A 15,505-nucleotide genomic window follows, 5' to 3' on the forward strand; every position below is an offset into this window, starting at 1 on the left:
GACAGACACGACCTTTATCTGATCTTTGGTTCGGGCCTCCTTCACCCCAAATGGGACGGAAAGAGGCCCGAATTATTTGGCTGAAGCCGCCTTGAGACGAGGTTGTCGGTCTCCCTGCAAGCAGGCGCCGACGATGTATCCATCTTAAGATTTCCGCAGCCTGAAAATTGGCTCATAGCGGAACGCGCCCGAAAGATCGGCGAAACACCCCTCGCCCGCCCCATCTATTTCTTCCTTGGCGACATGGCCGACGGATGGGACAGATCTCGCCCTGCATCTGTTGTCCTTCCACTCGCCCTGTTCGATCCTCGCACGATCACATTCACCTTTCCCGATAGCATGGCAAGCTGTCCACACATACGCCCGGCGAGCCCTTCCGACAAACCATGGCATGGGCAGGTTTTCACCCTTGCCGAGATCACGCAGGTAGTCGCTCGCTACGGCTTCCCCGACCCGACGCTGTCGAGAGATCGACGTGGACCGGATGCCTTCATCGAAGTTCAGGTGTGGGACGATCGTCCGCTTCTTGAAATTCGCCGACAGGCCGGACCATGATGCAGCATTCAACGGTTGGCAGCTTGCCGAACCCATGCAATCTTCGCCGCATGTAACGATCAGGGAGATAAGCCATGGATATCCGCAACGAAGACAATGCGTCGGGCGGCCGTTACGTCGCGACCGTCGAGGGTCATGAGGCGGAAATGACGTTTTCCCGCGCCTCCCCCCAGCTCATCATCGTCGATCATACCGGCGTGCCGGACGCCCTGCGCGGCAAGGGGGTCGGTCAGGCGCTGGCTCTTCACGCCGTCGAGGAAGCCCGCCGTGGTGGCTGGAAAATCATTCCGCTCTGCCCCTTCTTCAAGGCGCAGGCGCAGCGCCATGATGACTGGCGCGACGTCGTCAATCTCTAGGCAGTGGTGTCAAACAAGGATTCGCTGGTGTGTCCAGGCAAACGCCGGATGCAGGAATGCCAGGCGGATGCCCATATCGACACAGGCGAAAATACAAAAAGCCCCGCATGACCGGCCCTGTCACGGCCGGTCATGCGCGGCTTTTGTGCCGCCTCTGTCTTATCCCGCATATTCCGAGGAAGGCCCCGTGTCGGAGTGGAATGATGCGTGGATCAAAAGAGGACGACGAAATCGCGACCTCAGGCGCGCGCCCTTGCGGGGCCCGAACCGTCACGCTCCTCGAGCGCTGCGGCCTTTGCATATTCAGCCTGCATTTCCTCAAGCGAATATTCCAACGCCTCTTCCTGAACCTGAAGCTCCCGGATCGACACCTGCAGGTTGTCCGCGCGCTGGCGGGCGGCCTTGGCAAAGGTCGGGTAAGCAAAGTGGTTAGGGTCAGAAATGCCGGACTTTTTCTCTTCCAGCACGATCTGGCTCTCCAGATCCTTCGTCATGCGGTCAAATTCCGCCATCATCATCTGCAACTGCTGCAGCTGACGGCGTTTTTCGTTCACCTGAAACTCTTTCAGGCGAACTAGGCTCTCACGTGACTTCATACGCATTACTCCCGTGATGCGAGACCCCGGCTCTCGGTATTTCCGCCCGCCAAACCGGTTTTAAACGACTTGGTTAAAAAAATTTCCAGCGATCTTAATAAAAACCTACCGCTGGTAACCTTTCGTTTACGGGCATCGTTAATGATAGGCGTAATGATTTAAGGGTCAGTAAATGCCGGGGTCGGAATTCGATATGTCGGCATTGATGAGTCAGATGAATCACTTGGCGTGAGTTCCTAATGCGATACTTTAGAAACGGATATTGCTGATTGTCGTTGGAAAACAGTGCAATGGAAAAATTATTTAATAAATTCGATACGACTTGCCAGAGTGAATCAGAATTTGTTAACCATTCCATGGCAGCTTCCAAATCAAGCAGTGATTTGATCGGTATCGCGTAAGGGGGCTGACGACCTTTCGGCGGCGGTAAAGGGGACAATTATGCGGGTTCTACTCATTGAAGACGACAGCGCGACAGCGCAGAGCATCGAATTGATGCTCAAGTCCGAAAGTTTCAACGTCTATACCACCGATCTCGGTGAGGAAGGCGTCGATCTCGGAAAGCTTTACGACTACGACATCATTCTGCTCGATCTCAACCTTCCCGATATGTCCGGCTACGAAGTGCTGCGCACGCTGCGCCTTTCGAAGGTCAAGACGCCGATCCTCATCCTCTCCGGCATGGCCGGCATCGAAGATAAGGTTCGCGGTCTCGGCTTCGGTGCTGACGACTATATGACCAAACCCTTTCATAAGGATGAATTGGTCGCACGCATCCACGCTATCGTTCGCCGCTCCAAGGGCCATGCCCAGTCGGTGATCATGACCGGCGAGCTCATCGTCAATCTCGACGCCAAAACAGTCGAAGTCGGCGGCCAGCGCGTGCATCTGACCGGCAAGGAATACCAGATGCTGGAGCTGCTCTCGCTTCGCAAGGGCACGACGCTCACCAAGGAAATGTTCCTGAACCATCTTTATGGTGGCATGGACGAACCTGAACTGAAGATCATCGACGTCTTCATCTGCAAGCTGCGCAAGAAGCTCGCCAATGCCGCCGGTGGCGCCAACTACATCGAAACCGTCTGGGGCCGCGGCTATGTGCTGCGCGAGCCCGACGCCAGCGATTTCGCCGAAAGCGCCTGAGCCGCCGCCCCGCCATTGCCGCCCGTGCATCGAAATCCCGCCTTTGAGGCGGGATTTTTTGTTGGCGGTGCCGAAAAAAATAAAAGCCGCCCCGAACGGACGGCTGTCATTATTTCGATAATCCTCAGCGGGAACTAGGCGGCGATGGCGCGATTGCCGAAGATCGCCGTCAAGATCTTGCGGTCGAAGGGTTTCAACAGGAAGTCCGTAGCGCCAGCCCGCTTTCCAGCCATCAGCTTGCGCAGGTCCGCTTCGACGACACAATAGTAGATCTTCACGTCCTTGCCGTTCGGCATGGCACGGATGCTGGCAATCAGCTCGAGCGCGCCTTCCATGCCGGCGTCGACAATCAAATAGTCCGGGATCTCGGCCTCGCAACGCATCAGGGCTTCACGGGCATCACCGGCCTCGCTCACCAGGAAATCCAGTTCGGATAGAATTCGCTTGCCGACCTTGCGTACGACATCCGATGTATCCGTTATCATGAACCGCTGCATGTGTGCGCTCCTTAGCGTCAGTCGCCGAGACCTGAACGACAACTTCAAATTGGAACGATAGGATCAGCAAGCTAAGGATTCGTTACCGCTATGTTGTCAATTGCGCGGACAACCGGAAGATTGCAAAAATATCGAATGCACGAAAAGATAATCCCGCGACCGCCATTCGGCCGCGGGTCAAGACATGCAGCTATCAAGAATCCGTCTACGCGGCCGGTATGAGCGCGGTGAAGGTGAGCTCTTCCGGCGTCGCATTGTAGGAGAGCTCCATTCCGCTCTCGTCGGCGAGAAGCACCGTGTAATAGGGCTGGATCGAATGGGCGTCGATTGCCTCTTCCAGCGTGCCCGAGCAGATTTCCGCAAATTTCGGCGGCACACGCATCAGCCGCCCCTTGACGGTGATCGTGAACTTGGCCTCGAGTTCGGGATTTTCCAGCATCACCTCGATATTGCCACCACGCGGAATCGCGCTGTAGGCGACGAGGAAAAGGTTGAGCAGCAACTTCACGCGGTTCTTCGCGATGATGGCGCGGGGACCGACCCAGCTCACCTCGGTCTTCTTCTCCGCGGCGGCAAAATCCTTTGCGGCGCGTTCGGCTTCACCCGTGTCGATCGATGCGCCGACCGAGCCGGACGCGCCAAAAGCCAGGCGCGCGAACTTCAAGCGGACAGAGGCATTGAGCGCGCTGGTGCGGATCAGATCCATCGCATCGGCATCGGCACCACCCTCGTCGAGCAGCTCCAGGCCATTGTTGATCGCCCCGACCGGCGAGATCACGTCATGGCAAACGCGGCTGCACAGCAGCGCGGCCAGATCCGGTCCGGTCAGAGTGAGATTCGGATTCTTCGACATTCATTGTCTCCTGAATGCTGACAAGGCGAAACGCAGTAGATTCCACGTTGCCACGGTAAGGTTGCTCGAGGATTGTCGCAGCCGGTGTACCGCACGCCATAAAGACACCATATTTGGTAAACCGATTGTTAAGACCATCGACGCAAAATGCATTCATCACTATCAGACGTCTTCGCGCGCGAATCATACTGCGATGGACGGGCGGAACGGTCTGAAAGAGGGGGCGAGCCATGCTTGGCACGTCCATCGCACCGACCATGATGAACGGATGACTTTCATGCGCTATGAATTCCTGAAGAGAATGCCAAGCCCCGGCACCAGGACGCTCGGGCTCGGTCTGATCCTGGCCATTGTTGCATTCGTGAGCTTCGCATTGCCGGTCCGTCAGGCCGCTGCCGCGCCCGACAGTCAATATTCGGCGCAGGAAATCGTCGATGCCGGCCATTCCTTCTTCGGCTCCACCAGCGGCGGCCTCGCCAAGGTCATCGAGCGGGCCTTCCAGCAATATGGCCTGCCCAACGGCTACATTCTCGGCCAGGAAGGCTCGGGTGCCTTCCTCGCCGGCCTGACCTACGGCGAAGGCCAGCTGAATACCAAGAATGCCGGCGAGCATCCGCTTTATTGGCAAGGTCCTTCGCTCGGCCTCGACTACGGCGGCCAAGGCACCCGCGTCATGATGCTGGTCTATGATCTGCCGAACATTGACAGCGTCTATACCCGCTTCGGAGGCGTCAGCGGCCAGGCCTTCGTCGTCGCCGGCTTCGGAATGACTGTCTTGAAGAACAACAATATCGTGCTGGTTCCGATCCGCACCGGCCTTGGTGCCCGCCTCGGCGTCAACCTTGGCTACCTGAAGGTCACGCCCAACGCGACCTGGAATCCCTTCTGAGCATTGGCTACATCGTCTCCCAAGCAGCCGATACCTTGGCCCGCCTAGACCGCGGGCCTTTTCTTTCAGCAAATCCGGCCCACGCCGATAAACCATATCCGCTTTAAACGCTTGCCGCATGCCCAGCTCATGATTAATCATTTCATCGAGATCGAAAATAAATCCAGGATACTGGCCGCGTCGTGATTCAATTTGCTCTGTTGTTCGGATTGGGCTTTCTGACGGCCTCTCTTCTGGTCTTTCTCATCGCGCCAGCAATCCATCGTCGCATCGTCTGGTTCACCGAAAAGCGCCTGAAGGCGACCATGCCGCTGAGCCCTCAGGAAGTGCGGGCTCAGAAGGACATGGCGCGCGCGCTCTTTGCCGCCGAAAATGCCAGGACGGAGCAGGCCTTGACGCAGGAGCGCGACAAGACCGTCGCGCTGCAGATTCACAATGGCAAGCTTCAACAGGAAGCCAGCCGGCTTGCCGGCGGAAACAGCGAACTGCAGACACGCATCGACGACCTAGAGATGGAAGCCGGAGAGCTGCGCTCGCGCCTGCGGCGTGAAGAGAGCTACATCAGCCAGCTCAAGTCAGGCATTCATGTCGCGGAGCAGGCCAGTGCGGAGAAGGAAGCCGATATCGATAATCTGCGCAAGCGGATGATGAAGATGTCCGCCGATGCCGACAACCTCAAGATCGACCTTGCAACCAGGGAAACCGAAATCGAGAGTTTGAAGCTTCGCATCAATACATTGCGGGACGAACGGGATACATTGCATCGGGATCTGAACGCCGCAAGCGTACGGGCCGCGGATGCGGAGCGGTCGCTTCGTCAGGAAACCGACAAGAACAAGCGGCTGGACGAACGGCTCACCCGCGAGATCGCCGGCAGCGCCGACAAGGAGACTGCAATCGAGCGGCACGTTCAGGACGTTGTCCGCCTGAAGGAACGGCTCGAAGCCGCCGTCAAGGAATCGAGGGAAGCCAGCAAGGCGTTGCGCGCCGCCGGCATAGCGCCTCCGAAGAAGCCGGCGAAAGCGCCAAAACTCTCGGCAGTGTCCATGATCGTGAATACCGCCGACAATCAGACGAACGCGGCTGAACCGGAACGCACAGTGGAACACGATATCGCGCACATGACGGAAGAGGTCCGCAATCGGGCCGCAGCCCTTTCGGACCGCCTGCTGAAGGCCCGCACGCCGGCCCATGAGGAGGCCGTGCGCGAGGAGATCGCGACGATCGCCGCCAATATGGTGGCGCTGACCGCGCTCAAGGAAGGCAGCGCATCCCCCATCCTTGATCTTCTGCCGAAGGATAAGGTCGCTGCCGAACAGGGCGCGCGCATCAGCCTTGCCGATCGCGTGGCTGCCATGCTGCCGAAGCATCCCTAGTCCGAATAGCATGCACGGCGCTCAGATGCGCTTGATCCTCGACGCCATCTCGAAAAGCGCGATACCGCTGGCCGTCGCGACATTGAGGCTGTCGAGCCCCGGAGCCTGCGGTATCCGCACGCTGCCGAATGCGGACAGGATGTTCTGCGGCAGACCATCCCCTTCCGTGCCGACGACGAGGGCCATGCGGTCCGATGGCGGAACATCGCGAATATCGGCCTCCCCCCGCGGCGACAGGCTCCAGATCGCAAAGCCGCGATCGGCGAGCGCCGCTAGCAGATGGACGTCGCTCGACTGCCGGCAATAGGGCATGGTCAGAACGGAGCCGACGGAAACCCGGAGCGCCTTTCGATAGAGCGGGTCGCAACAGCTCTCGTCGAGCAGCACCGCATCGGCCCCGAAGACCGCCGCGTTGCGGAACATGGAACCCATATTGTCGTGGTTGGAAATGCCGCAACCGACAAGCACGAGCGCCTGTTGCGGCAGGCGGTCGAGAAACGCACTCAGTTCGCTTTCCGTCTTCCGCCGGCCAAGCGCCAGAACACCGCGATGCAGATGGAAGCCGACGATGCCGTCGAGCACCTCTGATGTCGCGACATGGACCGGAACCTCGGGAGGGAGGCCAGCAATGATGTCCGCCAGGCCGGCGACGCGGTTTTGCAGCAGCAGCACCTTTTCGGCGATGAACTCGCCGCCTGCCGCATGGGCCTCGGCAAGCAGCCGCAGCACCACCGTACCCTCGGCAATGAAGCGGTTCTCGCGACCCGTCAGATCGCGCTCGCGGATATCACGGAACTCGGCGATGCGCGGATCGTCAGGATTCGTGATCTCGATGAGCCGATCGCTCGTCATCGCGCGGCCGTCAATTGGACAGAGATATGGTCGCCACGATGCGGCCGATGCCGTAGTCGAAGACGATAGCCTGCCGCTGGCCGCTGGCGAGCGTGCCGTAAAACAGCACCTGGTTTGCCGAAAGAGCCGTGGACTGGACGGTGAAGCCCGCCGGCAGCAAAGCCGTCACGGCCACGGGAGCATCCGAAGGAATGTTGGAGGCAGCCTGGCCTGCCGGCTTTGCCGCCGGCCGCATCGTCTTGTAGACAACGGCGCCGAAGACAGCCATAAGGCTCACCACCATGACGGCCGCGGAGATGATCTGCAGGCGGATCATCTTGCGTCGGACACTCTCCAGGGCCGGATCGAGGGGCTTTTCCTCTTGATCGTCTGGCTCGAGATTTGTCATCGATGCGTCCTTGCTGATTGAGAGCGCCCTCGAGCGCCGGAGAAATACGTTTGAGCGACCCCTTTAAAGAAGCCGCGGGCAATAGAAAAGTCCTAACCGCCGATGAAAGCGCCGAAGGCCGGCTCGATGCGTGGCTGACCGCGGAGCTCGGCAAGGAATTTTCCCGCAGTCGCGTCCAGGCTCTGATCAAAGAAGGCGTAGTGCTGCTGAACGGCAAGCCGGTGACCGATGCCAAGCGCAAGGTGCGCCCCGGCGACGTCTACGAGATCACCCTGCCCGAGCCCGAGGACCCGACGCCGCAGGGCGAGGATATTCCGCTCGACGTGCTCTACGAGGATGAAGACATCATCGTCATCGCCAAGCCTGCCGGGCTCGTCGTCCATCCGGCCGCCGGCAATTGGACCGGCACGCTTGTCAACGCGCTGATCCATCATTGCGGCGACAGCCTTTCCGGCATCGGCGGCGTGCGCCGCCCGGGCATCGTGCATCGGCTGGACAAGGACACGACCGGCGTCATGGTCGTCGCCAAGAACGACGTCGCCCATCGGCACCTCTCCCTGCAATTTGCCGATCACGGCAGGACGACATCGCTGGAACGCGCCTATCAGGCGATCGTCTGGGGACGCCCCCGCCAGCTCATTGGTACCGTCAATGCGCCTCTCGGACGTTCGAACAACGACCGCACACGGCGCGCTGTCAAGCGCCCGGGCTCTCAGGACGCCGACGAGGCCATCACGCATTACGAAGTGCTGGAGCGTTTCCACGAGGCGCCGGATGCGACCGCCCTCGCCTCATTGGTCGACTGCCATCTCGAGACGGGCCGGACCCATCAGATCCGCGTGCACATGGCGCACATCGGCCATCCGCTCTTGGGCGACGCCGTCTATGGCGGCGGCTTCAAGACCAAGGCCAATCTTCTGCCGGAGGCGGCAAAGGAAGTCGTCAATCGCTTCACGCGCCAGGCCCTGCATGCCTACATGCTGCAATTCGAACATCCGCGAACCGGCGAAATCATGCATTTCGAAGCGCCGCTGCCCGACGATATGGAAGACCTGGCAGCTGCGCTCCGCGCATGAGCGGCAACTCCTCAAGATGAATGCCCGGCTGGACGCCTGCCCCTTGTCGGCCTATACTCTCTCCCAGAGGGCCGAACTCCGGTGCACCTTCGGTTATCAGAAACGCGGACGCGTTTTTGGAGGCCGATATGGTTGAAACTTATCGTGCCGGAGCATTCGGGAGGAGAATCACAAGGGCGGTATCACGGCGAGACGAGCGGTCACGTCGGGGTAACACTTGCGTGACACTGTTCTTGAATCGCCGTTTCGCCATACTTATCTGTACATTGGTTCAGTGCGGGGTTTTCGTAACCCGCACGCCTTGGTCCGCTTCGCAGAAGGCGCGCAATACGCCCCCAGAAGGAACCAAATCTCGAATTAGGAGGGTGCATTCATGACCCGTAATACCTTACCGTCCATCGCAGCCGGAGAAGCCGGCCTCAATCGCTATCTCGACGAGATCCGCAAGTTCCCCATGCTGGAACCGCAGGAAGAGTACATGCTCGCCAAGCGCTATGCGGAACATGCCGACCGTCAGGCCGCGCACAAGCTCGTCACCAGCCATCTGCGTCTCGTGGCGAAGATCGCCATGGGCTATCGCGGTTATGGCCTGCCGATCGGCGAAGTCGTATCGGAAGGCAATGTCGGCCTGATGCAGGCCGTGAAGAAGTTCGATCCGGAGCGCGGTTTCCGTTTAGCAACCTATGCCATGTGGTGGATCAAGGCTTCGATCCAGGAATATATCCTGCGCTCCTGGTCGTTGGTGAAAATGGGCACGACCGCCAACCAGAAGCGCCTGTTCTTCAACCTGCGCCGGCTGAAGGGTCGTATCCAGGCCATCGATGAAGGTGACCTGAAGCCGGAGCATGTCTCCGAGATCGCCACCAAGTTGAACGTCTCGGAGGAGGAGGTCATTTCGATGAACCGCCGCCTTTCAGGTGACGCTTCGCTGAATGCGCCGATCAAGGCCTCCGAAGGCGATTCAGGCCAGTGGCAAGATTGGCTGGTGGACGATCATGAGAGCCAGGAAGCCGTACTGATCGAGCAGGACGAACTTGATACGCGCCGCCGTATGCTGGCGCGCGCGATGGGCGTGCTGAACGACCGCGAACGCCGCATCTTCGAGGCTCGCCGCCTTGCCGATGATCCTGTGACGCTGGAGGACCTTTCATCCGAGTTCGATATCAGCCGCGAACGCGTCCGCCAGATCGAAGTCCGTGCCTTCGAAAAGGTTCAGGAAGCGGTACAGAAGGACGCGCTCGAGCGCGCCAAGGCCCTGCGGGTCGTGGAAGCAACGGCTTGACGCTTTCGGTTTGAGCGTTTCATCACAACATGAAAAAGGCGGGCCTCGCGGCCCGCCTTTTTCGTATTAATCGACTGAGAATAGCTTACTGACCGCTCGAGGCGACACCGCCGAGCGCCTGCCATTCCCCGATCGCCTTATTGAAAGCGTCGGTGCCGGTCGGCCCCTTCTCCATCGTCAGCAAGGCACGGCGGCCGTTGCGATAGACGACGGGAATGTCGATCCAGTTGCGGGTCTTCAAAAGGTCGAGATTGGTCTTGCGCGCATCCGGGAAATCGTTGAGCGCGACCATGTAGACGTCGTCGGTGACCTTGGCCGGCACCGCGATCAGCGCATCGCCACGATCCTGCTCGGTCGCCTTAAGGGCGATGCGCTGGACGTTGTCGATCGCACCACCCTCGAAATTCGGCGGAACCTGAAAAGCGAGCTCGATCAGATGGCTTGCGGGCAGCGAAGGGTCGCCATTGCGGGAAACGGTGATCGTGGCTGTCAGGCCGCGTTCCGGAACGTTGATGAGGCCCTGGACCGAAGGTTCCGGCCGGCCATCAGCGCCCTTGCCTTCCTGTACCGACCAAGTGACGGTGCCTTCGAAGGCAGCCGGAGACGTCTGACCGAGGCGCTCCTCATAGAGAAAGACTTTCTGCCCGTCCGTGACCGGAGCCGTCTGCTGCGTAACGGGCGGCGGCTGGTTGGCTGGGGTCTGCTGTTGCGGTTGGGCCGCGGGAGCCTGCTGACCGGTCGAAGCCGGCGGGGCAACCGCGGCGGTCGCGGGCGGCTGGGTCTGAGGCGCGGCAACCGCGTTGCCAGCAGGCAGCGCCGCTGCTGCGGCAGCGGGTGCTGCTGAAGCGACATTCTGCTCGGCTACGGACTTGCCCTCAACGACGCCCGGTTGGCCGTTTGCAGCCGGCCCTTGATCCTCTTCCGTACCGTCAGGCCGAAGACGCTGCGTGAATTTCGTAGCGACCGTATTGGGGTCGTTGTTCAATGCGGCGACATCCGTATTGCCGGCAGCAGGTGGCTGAGCAGCGGCGGCGTTGGTCTGGGTCTGAGCCGGCGCAGCCGATGGCTGTGCGGAAGCCGCAGCACTGCTGTTGCTGTTTGCCGCGTCGGAAGCGGGAGGTGCCGCGGACGTGTTCTTCGGTGCGGAACTGACGAGTTTCGTCACCATGTTGTTGAGCGCATCGCGATTGAGCCAGGCGGCATAGCCGCCGCCACCGACGATGGCGAGGCCGACGAGCGTCAGAACGACGCTGGTGGCATTGAAACGCCGGCGCTTCGGCTCCATGCGGAAGCTTCTGCCCTGCAGCTTTGCCGACATGGCCTGATCGAGATCGGGCGGAACGGAAGAACCGCTGCCTCGCTGGTCTTCGCCCCGTTTGTCGAAACCGGCGAGCTCCTTCAGCTCGCGCCAGCCATCGCCGGCGGCTTCGTTCGCAAGCGCGCCCTTCGACGAAGAATGCACGTCGGCAAAGAGGTCGACGTCTTCAAAGGCGTTGTCCGGCACCTGCCGGGCAGGCTGCACCGGCTGGGGAGCCGCCGGCGTCGGCTGAAGCTCCTCGAAAACATCCGCGTCCCATACGAAGCCCTTGTTGCCGGCAGGTGCCTTCGCCGCTTCAGCCGGCTCGACGGCGTGGCCGAATGGCATCTCGGCAAAAACAGCAGCAGGCATCACGGGCTCGTCAGGCTGTGAAATCGCTGGTTCCGGCGCGCTACGGCGGGCAGGTGCATCAACCTCCGCCCAAATCTCTTCGACCTGGCTTATGACATCGTCAACCGGTGCCCTGCTCGCTTGAAATGACGGGGCGGCGTGGGCGGGTTCGGTAACAACCTCCGGCGCTTCCTCAGCATAGTCCTTCGGCTCGTCATGATAAGCCGGTTCGGGAGCCGGCTCTTCGTGGAGCTCGGCGTGATGTTCCGCCGCGGCATGCTGCGGCTCGCTCCATTCTTCTACAGGCTCGTGCTCGTGCGTCCGGTCGGGCTCGACATCCGCAACCGGCTCCTCGTAAGCGGGCTCCTCATAAGCGGGCTCCTCATGGGCATGAACCTCGGCGGCAGCCTGCTCGGGCTCTTCTACATGAGGTTCCGCAACGGAATGATGCTCCTGAACTGGCTCGGGCGCGACCTCCTCGTGAACCGCAGGCGCTTCCGCGATTGGCTCATCGGTCGCCGGCAAGGCTTCCGCATGTTCGGCCTCAACCTCGACGATCGCAGCTTCGAGCTTGTCCAGCTGGCGGCGCAGCATCTCCTCGGGCGGGCGCGGCTTCATGCTCTCGAGCTGCCGCTGAACGGCACCACGAGCTCGATCGTAAACCTTGACCCGCATCTCGGGATTGTTTTCCGTCAGGCCATCCACGGCCCGTCGAATGACTGCTACAAAATCCGCCATCAGTACTTTCTCATGATACCCGGCAAGCAGCCGGGCCGGGATTCGTCATTGATCCGTAACTCTAGCCCTCAAAGGGGTCGGTCACAAGTATAGTGTCCTCGCGCTCCGGGCTGGTCGAAAGCATCGCCACAGGCGCGCCGATCAGCTCTTCCACCTGCCGGACATACTTGATCGCCTGCGCCGGCAAATCGGCCCATTTGCGGGCGCCTACGGTCGATTCCTTCCAGCCTTCGAGCGTGATGTAGATCGGCTCGACACGAGCCTGGGCGGCCTGGCTTGCCGGCAGATAGTCGATTTCCTTGCCGTCGAGTTTGTAGCCGATGCAGATCTTCAACTCGTCAAGACCGTCGAGCACGTCGAGCTTGGTAAGCGCAATGCCGGTAATACCCGAGGTCTTCACCGTCTGGCGCACCAGCACGGCATCGAACCAGCCGCAGCGGCGCGGGCGACCGGTGTTGACACCGACTTCGCGGCCGACGGTCGACAGGTGCTTGCCGATTTCGTCATGAAGCTCGCAGGGGAACGGCCCCTCGCCGACGCGCGTCGTATAGGCCTTGGTGATACCGAGCACATAGCCGAGCGCCGTCGGGCCGAGACCGGAGCCGGCTGCCGCCTGCCCCGCCACGGTGTTGGACGAGGTCACGAACGGATAGGTGCCGTGGTCGTTGTCGAGCAACGCACCCTGTGCGCCTTCGAATAGGATGCGGGCACCCGCCTTGCGCTGCTCATCGAGCAGCCGCCAGACCTGATCGATATAAGGAAGAATGTGCTCCGCGACCGAGGTCAGCTCGTTGTGCAGGGCATCGAAGGAGATCTCGTCGAGGCCCATGCCGCGGCGCAGGGCATTGTGATGGGTCAGAAGCCGGTCGATCTTCGCGGGCAGCGTTTCCGGTTCGGTCAGATCGACGACGCGGATGGCGCGGCGGCCGACCTTGTCTTCATAGGCCGGGCCGATGCCGCGGCGCGTCGTGCCGATCTTCGTGCCGCTGTTGGAAGCGGCATCTTCGCGCAAAGCGTCGAGATCGCGGTGCAGCGACAGAATCAGCGGCGCGTTTTCAGCGATGCGCAGGACATCCGGCGTAACCGCAATACCCTGGGCACGCAGCCTATCGACTTCGGCTACGAAATGATGAGGATCGACGACAACGCCGTTTCCGATGACGCTCAGCTTGCCGCGCACCAGCCCGGAGGGCAGGAGCGCGAGCTTATAGCTGACGCCATCGACGACAAGCGTATGACCGGCATTATGGCCGCCCTGAAAGCGTACAATCACATCGGCGCGTTCCGAAAGCCAGTCGACAATCTTGCCCTTGCCTTCATCGCCCCATTGCGAACCGATCACTACTACGTTCGTCATTTCTCCATTCCCGCTTCCTGCGCACGGCGGCGCGCCTTGCTCAAACCCGCGCATCTATAAAGCTTTGTTTTTGGGAAAGCGACCCTGTTGTCCCAGGAGATTCGGCTTTTTACGTGACGAATCCGCGCGCCCAACACGATTTTCCCCGCCGGCTGGCCGGATAGGCTTGAAGATCGCCCTACCCGGCCAAGACCGATTCTCTGTCAAATGCCGGGCTTGTGCGCGACAACGTGGAAATATTCGTGTTCGGCCGACGCCACCGCGCCGATCGCCTTTCCATCCAGGTCAAGCAGCAATGCCGGCATGGCGAAGCCGGCTTCAGCCAGTTGCGACTGCAGTTGCGTCGGCGTCGGCGCATAGACCATGACACCGAAATCATGCGCGCCGTGCAGCAGGACGGCATGCTCGCCGTCCCGTTGTTCAAGCGGCCTCAGACGACGCTGGCGCAACGTACCGGAAACGCGGCCCACGACTAGCGAAGGGTGCGCAGGCCGAGCCGTACCGGATTGGGTGTCCATTCCAGCCGGCATCCATATGCTCGAAACGGAGATCGGGATGATTGGTGCGGCAAAGCTTGACCATCTCCGGCGTATAGTCGATACCGATATAATCGCTCGCGATCGGACGGAAGGACCCGGCTGTACGGCCGCCGCCAACGCCGATATCGAGGATGCGCACCCTGCCCGCTTGCGAGCCGGCGATCGCAAAAGCGACACGCTCGCCTTCTTTGAGATGGCCGCTGCTGCGACGATAATCCCGCAAGGCCCAGGGACTACGCCAGGTCTGCCAATTCCCCACGGCACCTACGCGATCCATATAGCAGGTCGCACCGGACCTGCAGCATCACAAGGCTGGTCAAGCCCTCGATCCGGCCGTTAATCGTTTGTTAAGGTAAAAATCGCGCACACGCCTGGCGCGACAATGGGCTGAACTAGCCGAGTTCGAGCGTGGTCACGCCGAAAACACGATCGAGCGGTATTTCCGGCGCCTGACCGCGATACATGCGCGCCGTCTCGAAGATGGGCGACAGACCGAAGTCCTCTGCAAGCCGGATGGCCTGAGCATTATCAGCCGGCACATCCATATAGATATGCGCACCCTTGGCCTCGGTCACCATCCTCGCCAGCAACGCAGCCGCGACCTCCGGCTTGTTGGCAAACAGCGGACCGATCTTGTAGCCGTCGAAACAGCGCCGGATGGTGCCATAGCCGCGAACTCTGCTGCCGCCGCCGACGATGAAGGATTTCCGTCTCTCGGGAGAGCCGCACCACGCCTTGATGAAGGAATGGCGCAAGCCGGGGAAAATGGCGGCATCGTATTCCAATAGTCCCTGAAGCTTCCCATGCGTGACCGGCGTTACCTGTGCAGCCTGCTCTCCTGCATCGAGCACTTTGGGAATGCCGCCATAGCGCAGCGTTCGATAGGCCGCTTTGAAACCGTAACGGCTGTAGTTTTCCTGTTGCGCGGCGACGCCGTCCAGCCCGACGGTACGGTCGCCGGCAAGCGCCATGCCCTTGTTCCAGAGCTGCTTGCCATATCCTCGGCCGCGAAACTCCGGATGAAGCATATAAAGGCCGAGAAAGGCAAAGCTCTCGCCATAGCGGACGACGGAGATGCATCCCACAGGCACCTCTCCAATCGCGCCGACCAGAAAGCCGGAAGGATCCGCTTCCCAAAAGGCCGGAGCATCATCGACGCCGGGATTCCATCCCTCCTGCCGAGCCCATTCCAGAGCGAGCTCCAATTCCCCAGCCCGCATTGTACGCACGGCAAAAGTCGATTTCATGCAATAGTCCCGAACCACCGTTTCGAACCGTCCCCGCCGAACGATTGCGCCCGATTCATCATGCTGCAACGCGATGCCAATCACAAGCGACAGACGACGACAAGCTTAACGCA

Annotated in this window: 17 protein-coding genes; 6 read left to right on the forward strand and 11 right to left on the reverse strand. The window is 60.5% G+C overall.

What is annotated here, in order from left to right; genetic code table 11:
- Nucleotides 1-144: 144 nt before the first annotated feature.
- Nucleotides 145-591, reverse strand: coding sequence for a hypothetical protein (locus tag GA0061101_RS38535; protein WP_141694046.1), 447 nt, complete (start codon nucleotides 589-591; stop codon nucleotides 145-147).
- A gap of 38 nt (nucleotides 592-629) precedes the next feature.
- On the opposite strand from GA0061101_RS38535, the gene GA0061101_RS06825 reads away from it, so the two are divergent.
- Nucleotides 630-911, forward strand: a complete 282-nt coding sequence (locus tag GA0061101_RS06825; RefSeq protein ID WP_037195233.1) for a GNAT family N-acetyltransferase — start codon at nucleotides 630-632, stop codon at nucleotides 909-911.
- Between the two features lie 239 nt (nucleotides 912-1,150).
- Here GA0061101_RS06825 and GA0061101_RS06830 read toward each other — a convergent pair whose 3' ends face one another.
- Nucleotides 1,151-1,507, reverse strand: coding sequence for a hypothetical protein (locus GA0061101_RS06830; protein WP_037195441.1), 357 nt, complete (start codon nucleotides 1,505-1,507; stop codon nucleotides 1,151-1,153).
- A 441-nt stretch (nucleotides 1,508-1,948) separates the two neighbouring features.
- Between GA0061101_RS06830 and ctrA the strand changes: the two genes are divergently transcribed.
- Nucleotides 1,949-2,650 carry a response regulator transcription factor CtrA gene (gene ctrA / locus GA0061101_RS06835; protein ID WP_037195234.1) on the forward strand — a complete coding sequence of 234 codons (702 nt, stop codon included), beginning with the start codon at nucleotides 1,949-1,951 and terminating at the stop codon, nucleotides 2,648-2,650.
- Between the two features lie 134 nt (nucleotides 2,651-2,784).
- On the opposite strand, the gene GA0061101_RS06840 is transcribed toward ctrA, so the two are convergent.
- Together GA0061101_RS06840 and chpT are read right to left on the reverse strand one after the other, a co-directional pair.
- Nucleotides 2,785-3,147, reverse strand: a complete 363-nt coding sequence (locus GA0061101_RS06840) for a response regulator (RefSeq protein WP_034503804.1) — start codon at nucleotides 3,145-3,147, stop codon at nucleotides 2,785-2,787.
- A gap of 205 nt (nucleotides 3,148-3,352) precedes the next feature.
- Nucleotides 3,353-4,000, reverse strand: coding sequence for a histidine phosphotransferase ChpT (gene chpT / locus GA0061101_RS06845; RefSeq protein ID WP_037195238.1), 648 nt, complete (start codon nucleotides 3,998-4,000; stop codon nucleotides 3,353-3,355).
- Between the two features lie 277 nt (nucleotides 4,001-4,277).
- Here chpT and GA0061101_RS06850 point away from each other — a divergent pair, with 277 nt between their 5' ends.
- Nucleotides 4,278-4,889, forward strand: a complete 612-nt coding sequence (locus tag GA0061101_RS06850; RefSeq protein WP_051963398.1) for a DUF1134 domain-containing protein — start codon at nucleotides 4,278-4,280, stop codon at nucleotides 4,887-4,889.
- A gap of 182 nt (nucleotides 4,890-5,071) precedes the next feature.
- Nucleotides 5,072-6,265 carry a coiled-coil domain-containing protein gene (locus GA0061101_RS06855; RefSeq protein WP_047562401.1) on the forward strand — a complete coding sequence of 398 codons (1,194 nt, stop codon included), beginning with the start codon at nucleotides 5,072-5,074 and terminating at the stop codon, nucleotides 6,263-6,265.
- Nucleotides 6,266-6,286: 21 nt separating this feature from the next.
- Here GA0061101_RS06855 and GA0061101_RS06860 read toward each other — a convergent pair whose 3' ends face one another.
- Complete coding sequence (locus tag GA0061101_RS06860) at nucleotides 6,287-7,117, reverse strand: TrmH family RNA methyltransferase (RefSeq protein WP_047562400.1); 831 nt, start codon at nucleotides 7,115-7,117, stop codon at nucleotides 6,287-6,289.
- Nucleotides 7,118-7,127: 10 nt separating this feature from the next.
- Nucleotides 7,128-7,505 carry a hypothetical protein gene (locus GA0061101_RS06865; RefSeq protein WP_037195244.1) on the reverse strand — a complete coding sequence of 126 codons (378 nt, stop codon included), beginning with the start codon at nucleotides 7,503-7,505 and terminating at the stop codon, nucleotides 7,128-7,130.
- Between the two features lie 50 nt (nucleotides 7,506-7,555).
- Here GA0061101_RS06865 and GA0061101_RS06870 point away from each other — a divergent pair, with 50 nt between their 5' ends.
- Entirely contained in the window at nucleotides 7,556-8,581 is a 1,026-nt protein-coding gene (locus tag GA0061101_RS06870; protein WP_047638738.1) for an RluA family pseudouridine synthase, read from the forward strand.
- 373 nt (nucleotides 8,582-8,954) lie between these two features.
- Nucleotides 8,955-9,863 carry an RNA polymerase sigma factor RpoH gene (gene rpoH, locus GA0061101_RS06875; protein WP_034503797.1) on the forward strand — a complete coding sequence of 303 codons (909 nt, stop codon included), beginning with the start codon at nucleotides 8,955-8,957 and terminating at the stop codon, nucleotides 9,861-9,863.
- Nucleotides 9,864-9,948: 85 nt separating this feature from the next.
- Here rpoH and GA0061101_RS06880 read toward each other — a convergent pair whose 3' ends face one another.
- The 5 genes from GA0061101_RS06880 to GA0061101_RS06900 form a co-directional block, all read right to left on the reverse strand.
- The gene (locus tag GA0061101_RS06880) at nucleotides 9,949-12,249 is read right to left on the reverse strand and encodes a hypothetical protein (RefSeq protein WP_092573315.1); all 2,301 of its coding nucleotides are present in this window, start codon (nucleotides 12,247-12,249) and stop codon (nucleotides 9,949-9,951) included.
- A gap of 61 nt (nucleotides 12,250-12,310) precedes the next feature.
- Nucleotides 12,311-13,606: an adenylosuccinate synthase gene (locus GA0061101_RS06885; protein WP_037195250.1), complete on the reverse strand. Its 1,296-nt coding sequence runs from the start codon at nucleotides 13,604-13,606 to the stop codon at nucleotides 12,311-12,313.
- Nucleotides 13,607-13,809: 203 nt separating this feature from the next.
- Nucleotides 13,810-13,971, reverse strand: coding sequence for a hypothetical protein (locus tag GA0061101_RS39830; protein WP_208864995.1), 162 nt, complete (start codon nucleotides 13,969-13,971; stop codon nucleotides 13,810-13,812).
- Between the two features lie 55 nt (nucleotides 13,972-14,026).
- The gene (locus tag GA0061101_RS06895; RefSeq protein ID WP_092573317.1) at nucleotides 14,027-14,422 is read right to left on the reverse strand and encodes a class I SAM-dependent methyltransferase; all 396 of its coding nucleotides are present in this window, start codon (nucleotides 14,420-14,422) and stop codon (nucleotides 14,027-14,029) included.
- A gap of 115 nt (nucleotides 14,423-14,537) precedes the next feature.
- Nucleotides 14,538-15,392, reverse strand: coding sequence for a GNAT family N-acetyltransferase (locus tag GA0061101_RS06900; RefSeq protein ID WP_037195445.1), 855 nt, complete (start codon nucleotides 15,390-15,392; stop codon nucleotides 14,538-14,540).
- Nucleotides 15,393-15,505 lie beyond the last annotated feature (113 nt).

Origin of the sequence: Martinezella lusitana, assembly GCF_900094565.1 — a bacterium.
Lineage (GTDB): Bacteria > Pseudomonadota > Alphaproteobacteria > Rhizobiales > Rhizobiaceae > Rhizobium > Rhizobium lusitanum.

Bases quoted from the DNA above. Each gene is read 5' to 3' on its own strand.
- GA0061101_RS38535 (WP_141694046.1), bottom strand. From the start codon at position 591: ATGGGTTCGGCAAGCTGCCAACCGTTGAATGCTGCATCATGGTCCGGC.
- GA0061101_RS06825 (WP_037195233.1), top strand. From the start codon at position 630: ATGGATATCCGCAACGAAGACAATGCGTCGGGCGGCCGTTACGTCGCG.
- GA0061101_RS06830 (WP_037195441.1), bottom strand. From the start codon at position 1,507: ATGAAGTCACGTGAGAGCCTAGTTCGCCTGAAAGAGTTTCAGGTGAAC.
- ctrA (WP_037195234.1), top strand. From the start codon at position 1,949: ATGCGGGTTCTACTCATTGAAGACGACAGCGCGACAGCGCAGAGCATC.
- GA0061101_RS06840 (WP_034503804.1), bottom strand. From the start codon at position 3,147: ATGCAGCGGTTCATGATAACGGATACATCGGATGTCGTACGCAAGGTC.
- chpT (WP_037195238.1), bottom strand. From the start codon at position 4,000: ATGTCGAAGAATCCGAATCTCACTCTGACCGGACCGGATCTGGCCGCG.
- GA0061101_RS06850 (WP_051963398.1), top strand. From the start codon at position 4,278: ATGCGCTATGAATTCCTGAAGAGAATGCCAAGCCCCGGCACCAGGACG.
- GA0061101_RS06860 (WP_047562400.1), bottom strand. From the start codon at position 7,117: ATGACGAGCGATCGGCTCATCGAGATCACGAATCCTGACGATCCGCGC.
- GA0061101_RS06865 (WP_037195244.1), bottom strand. From the start codon at position 7,505: ATGACAAATCTCGAGCCAGACGATCAAGAGGAAAAGCCCCTCGATCCG.
- rpoH (WP_034503797.1), top strand. From the start codon at position 8,955: ATGACCCGTAATACCTTACCGTCCATCGCAGCCGGAGAAGCCGGCCTC.
- GA0061101_RS06880 (WP_092573315.1), bottom strand. From the start codon at position 12,249: ATGGCGGATTTTGTAGCAGTCATTCGACGGGCCGTGGATGGCCTGACG.
- GA0061101_RS06885 (WP_037195250.1), bottom strand. From the start codon at position 13,606: ATGACGAACGTAGTAGTGATCGGTTCGCAATGGGGCGATGAAGGCAAG.
- GA0061101_RS39830 (WP_208864995.1), bottom strand. From the start codon at position 13,971: ATGGTCTATGCGCCGACGCCGACGCAACTGCAGTCGCAACTGGCTGAA.
- GA0061101_RS06895 (WP_092573317.1), bottom strand. From the start codon at position 14,422: ATGGATCGCGTAGGTGCCGTGGGGAATTGGCAGACCTGGCGTAGTCCC.
- GA0061101_RS06900 (WP_037195445.1), bottom strand. From the start codon at position 15,392: ATGAAATCGACTTTTGCCGTGCGTACAATGCGGGCTGGGGAATTGGAG.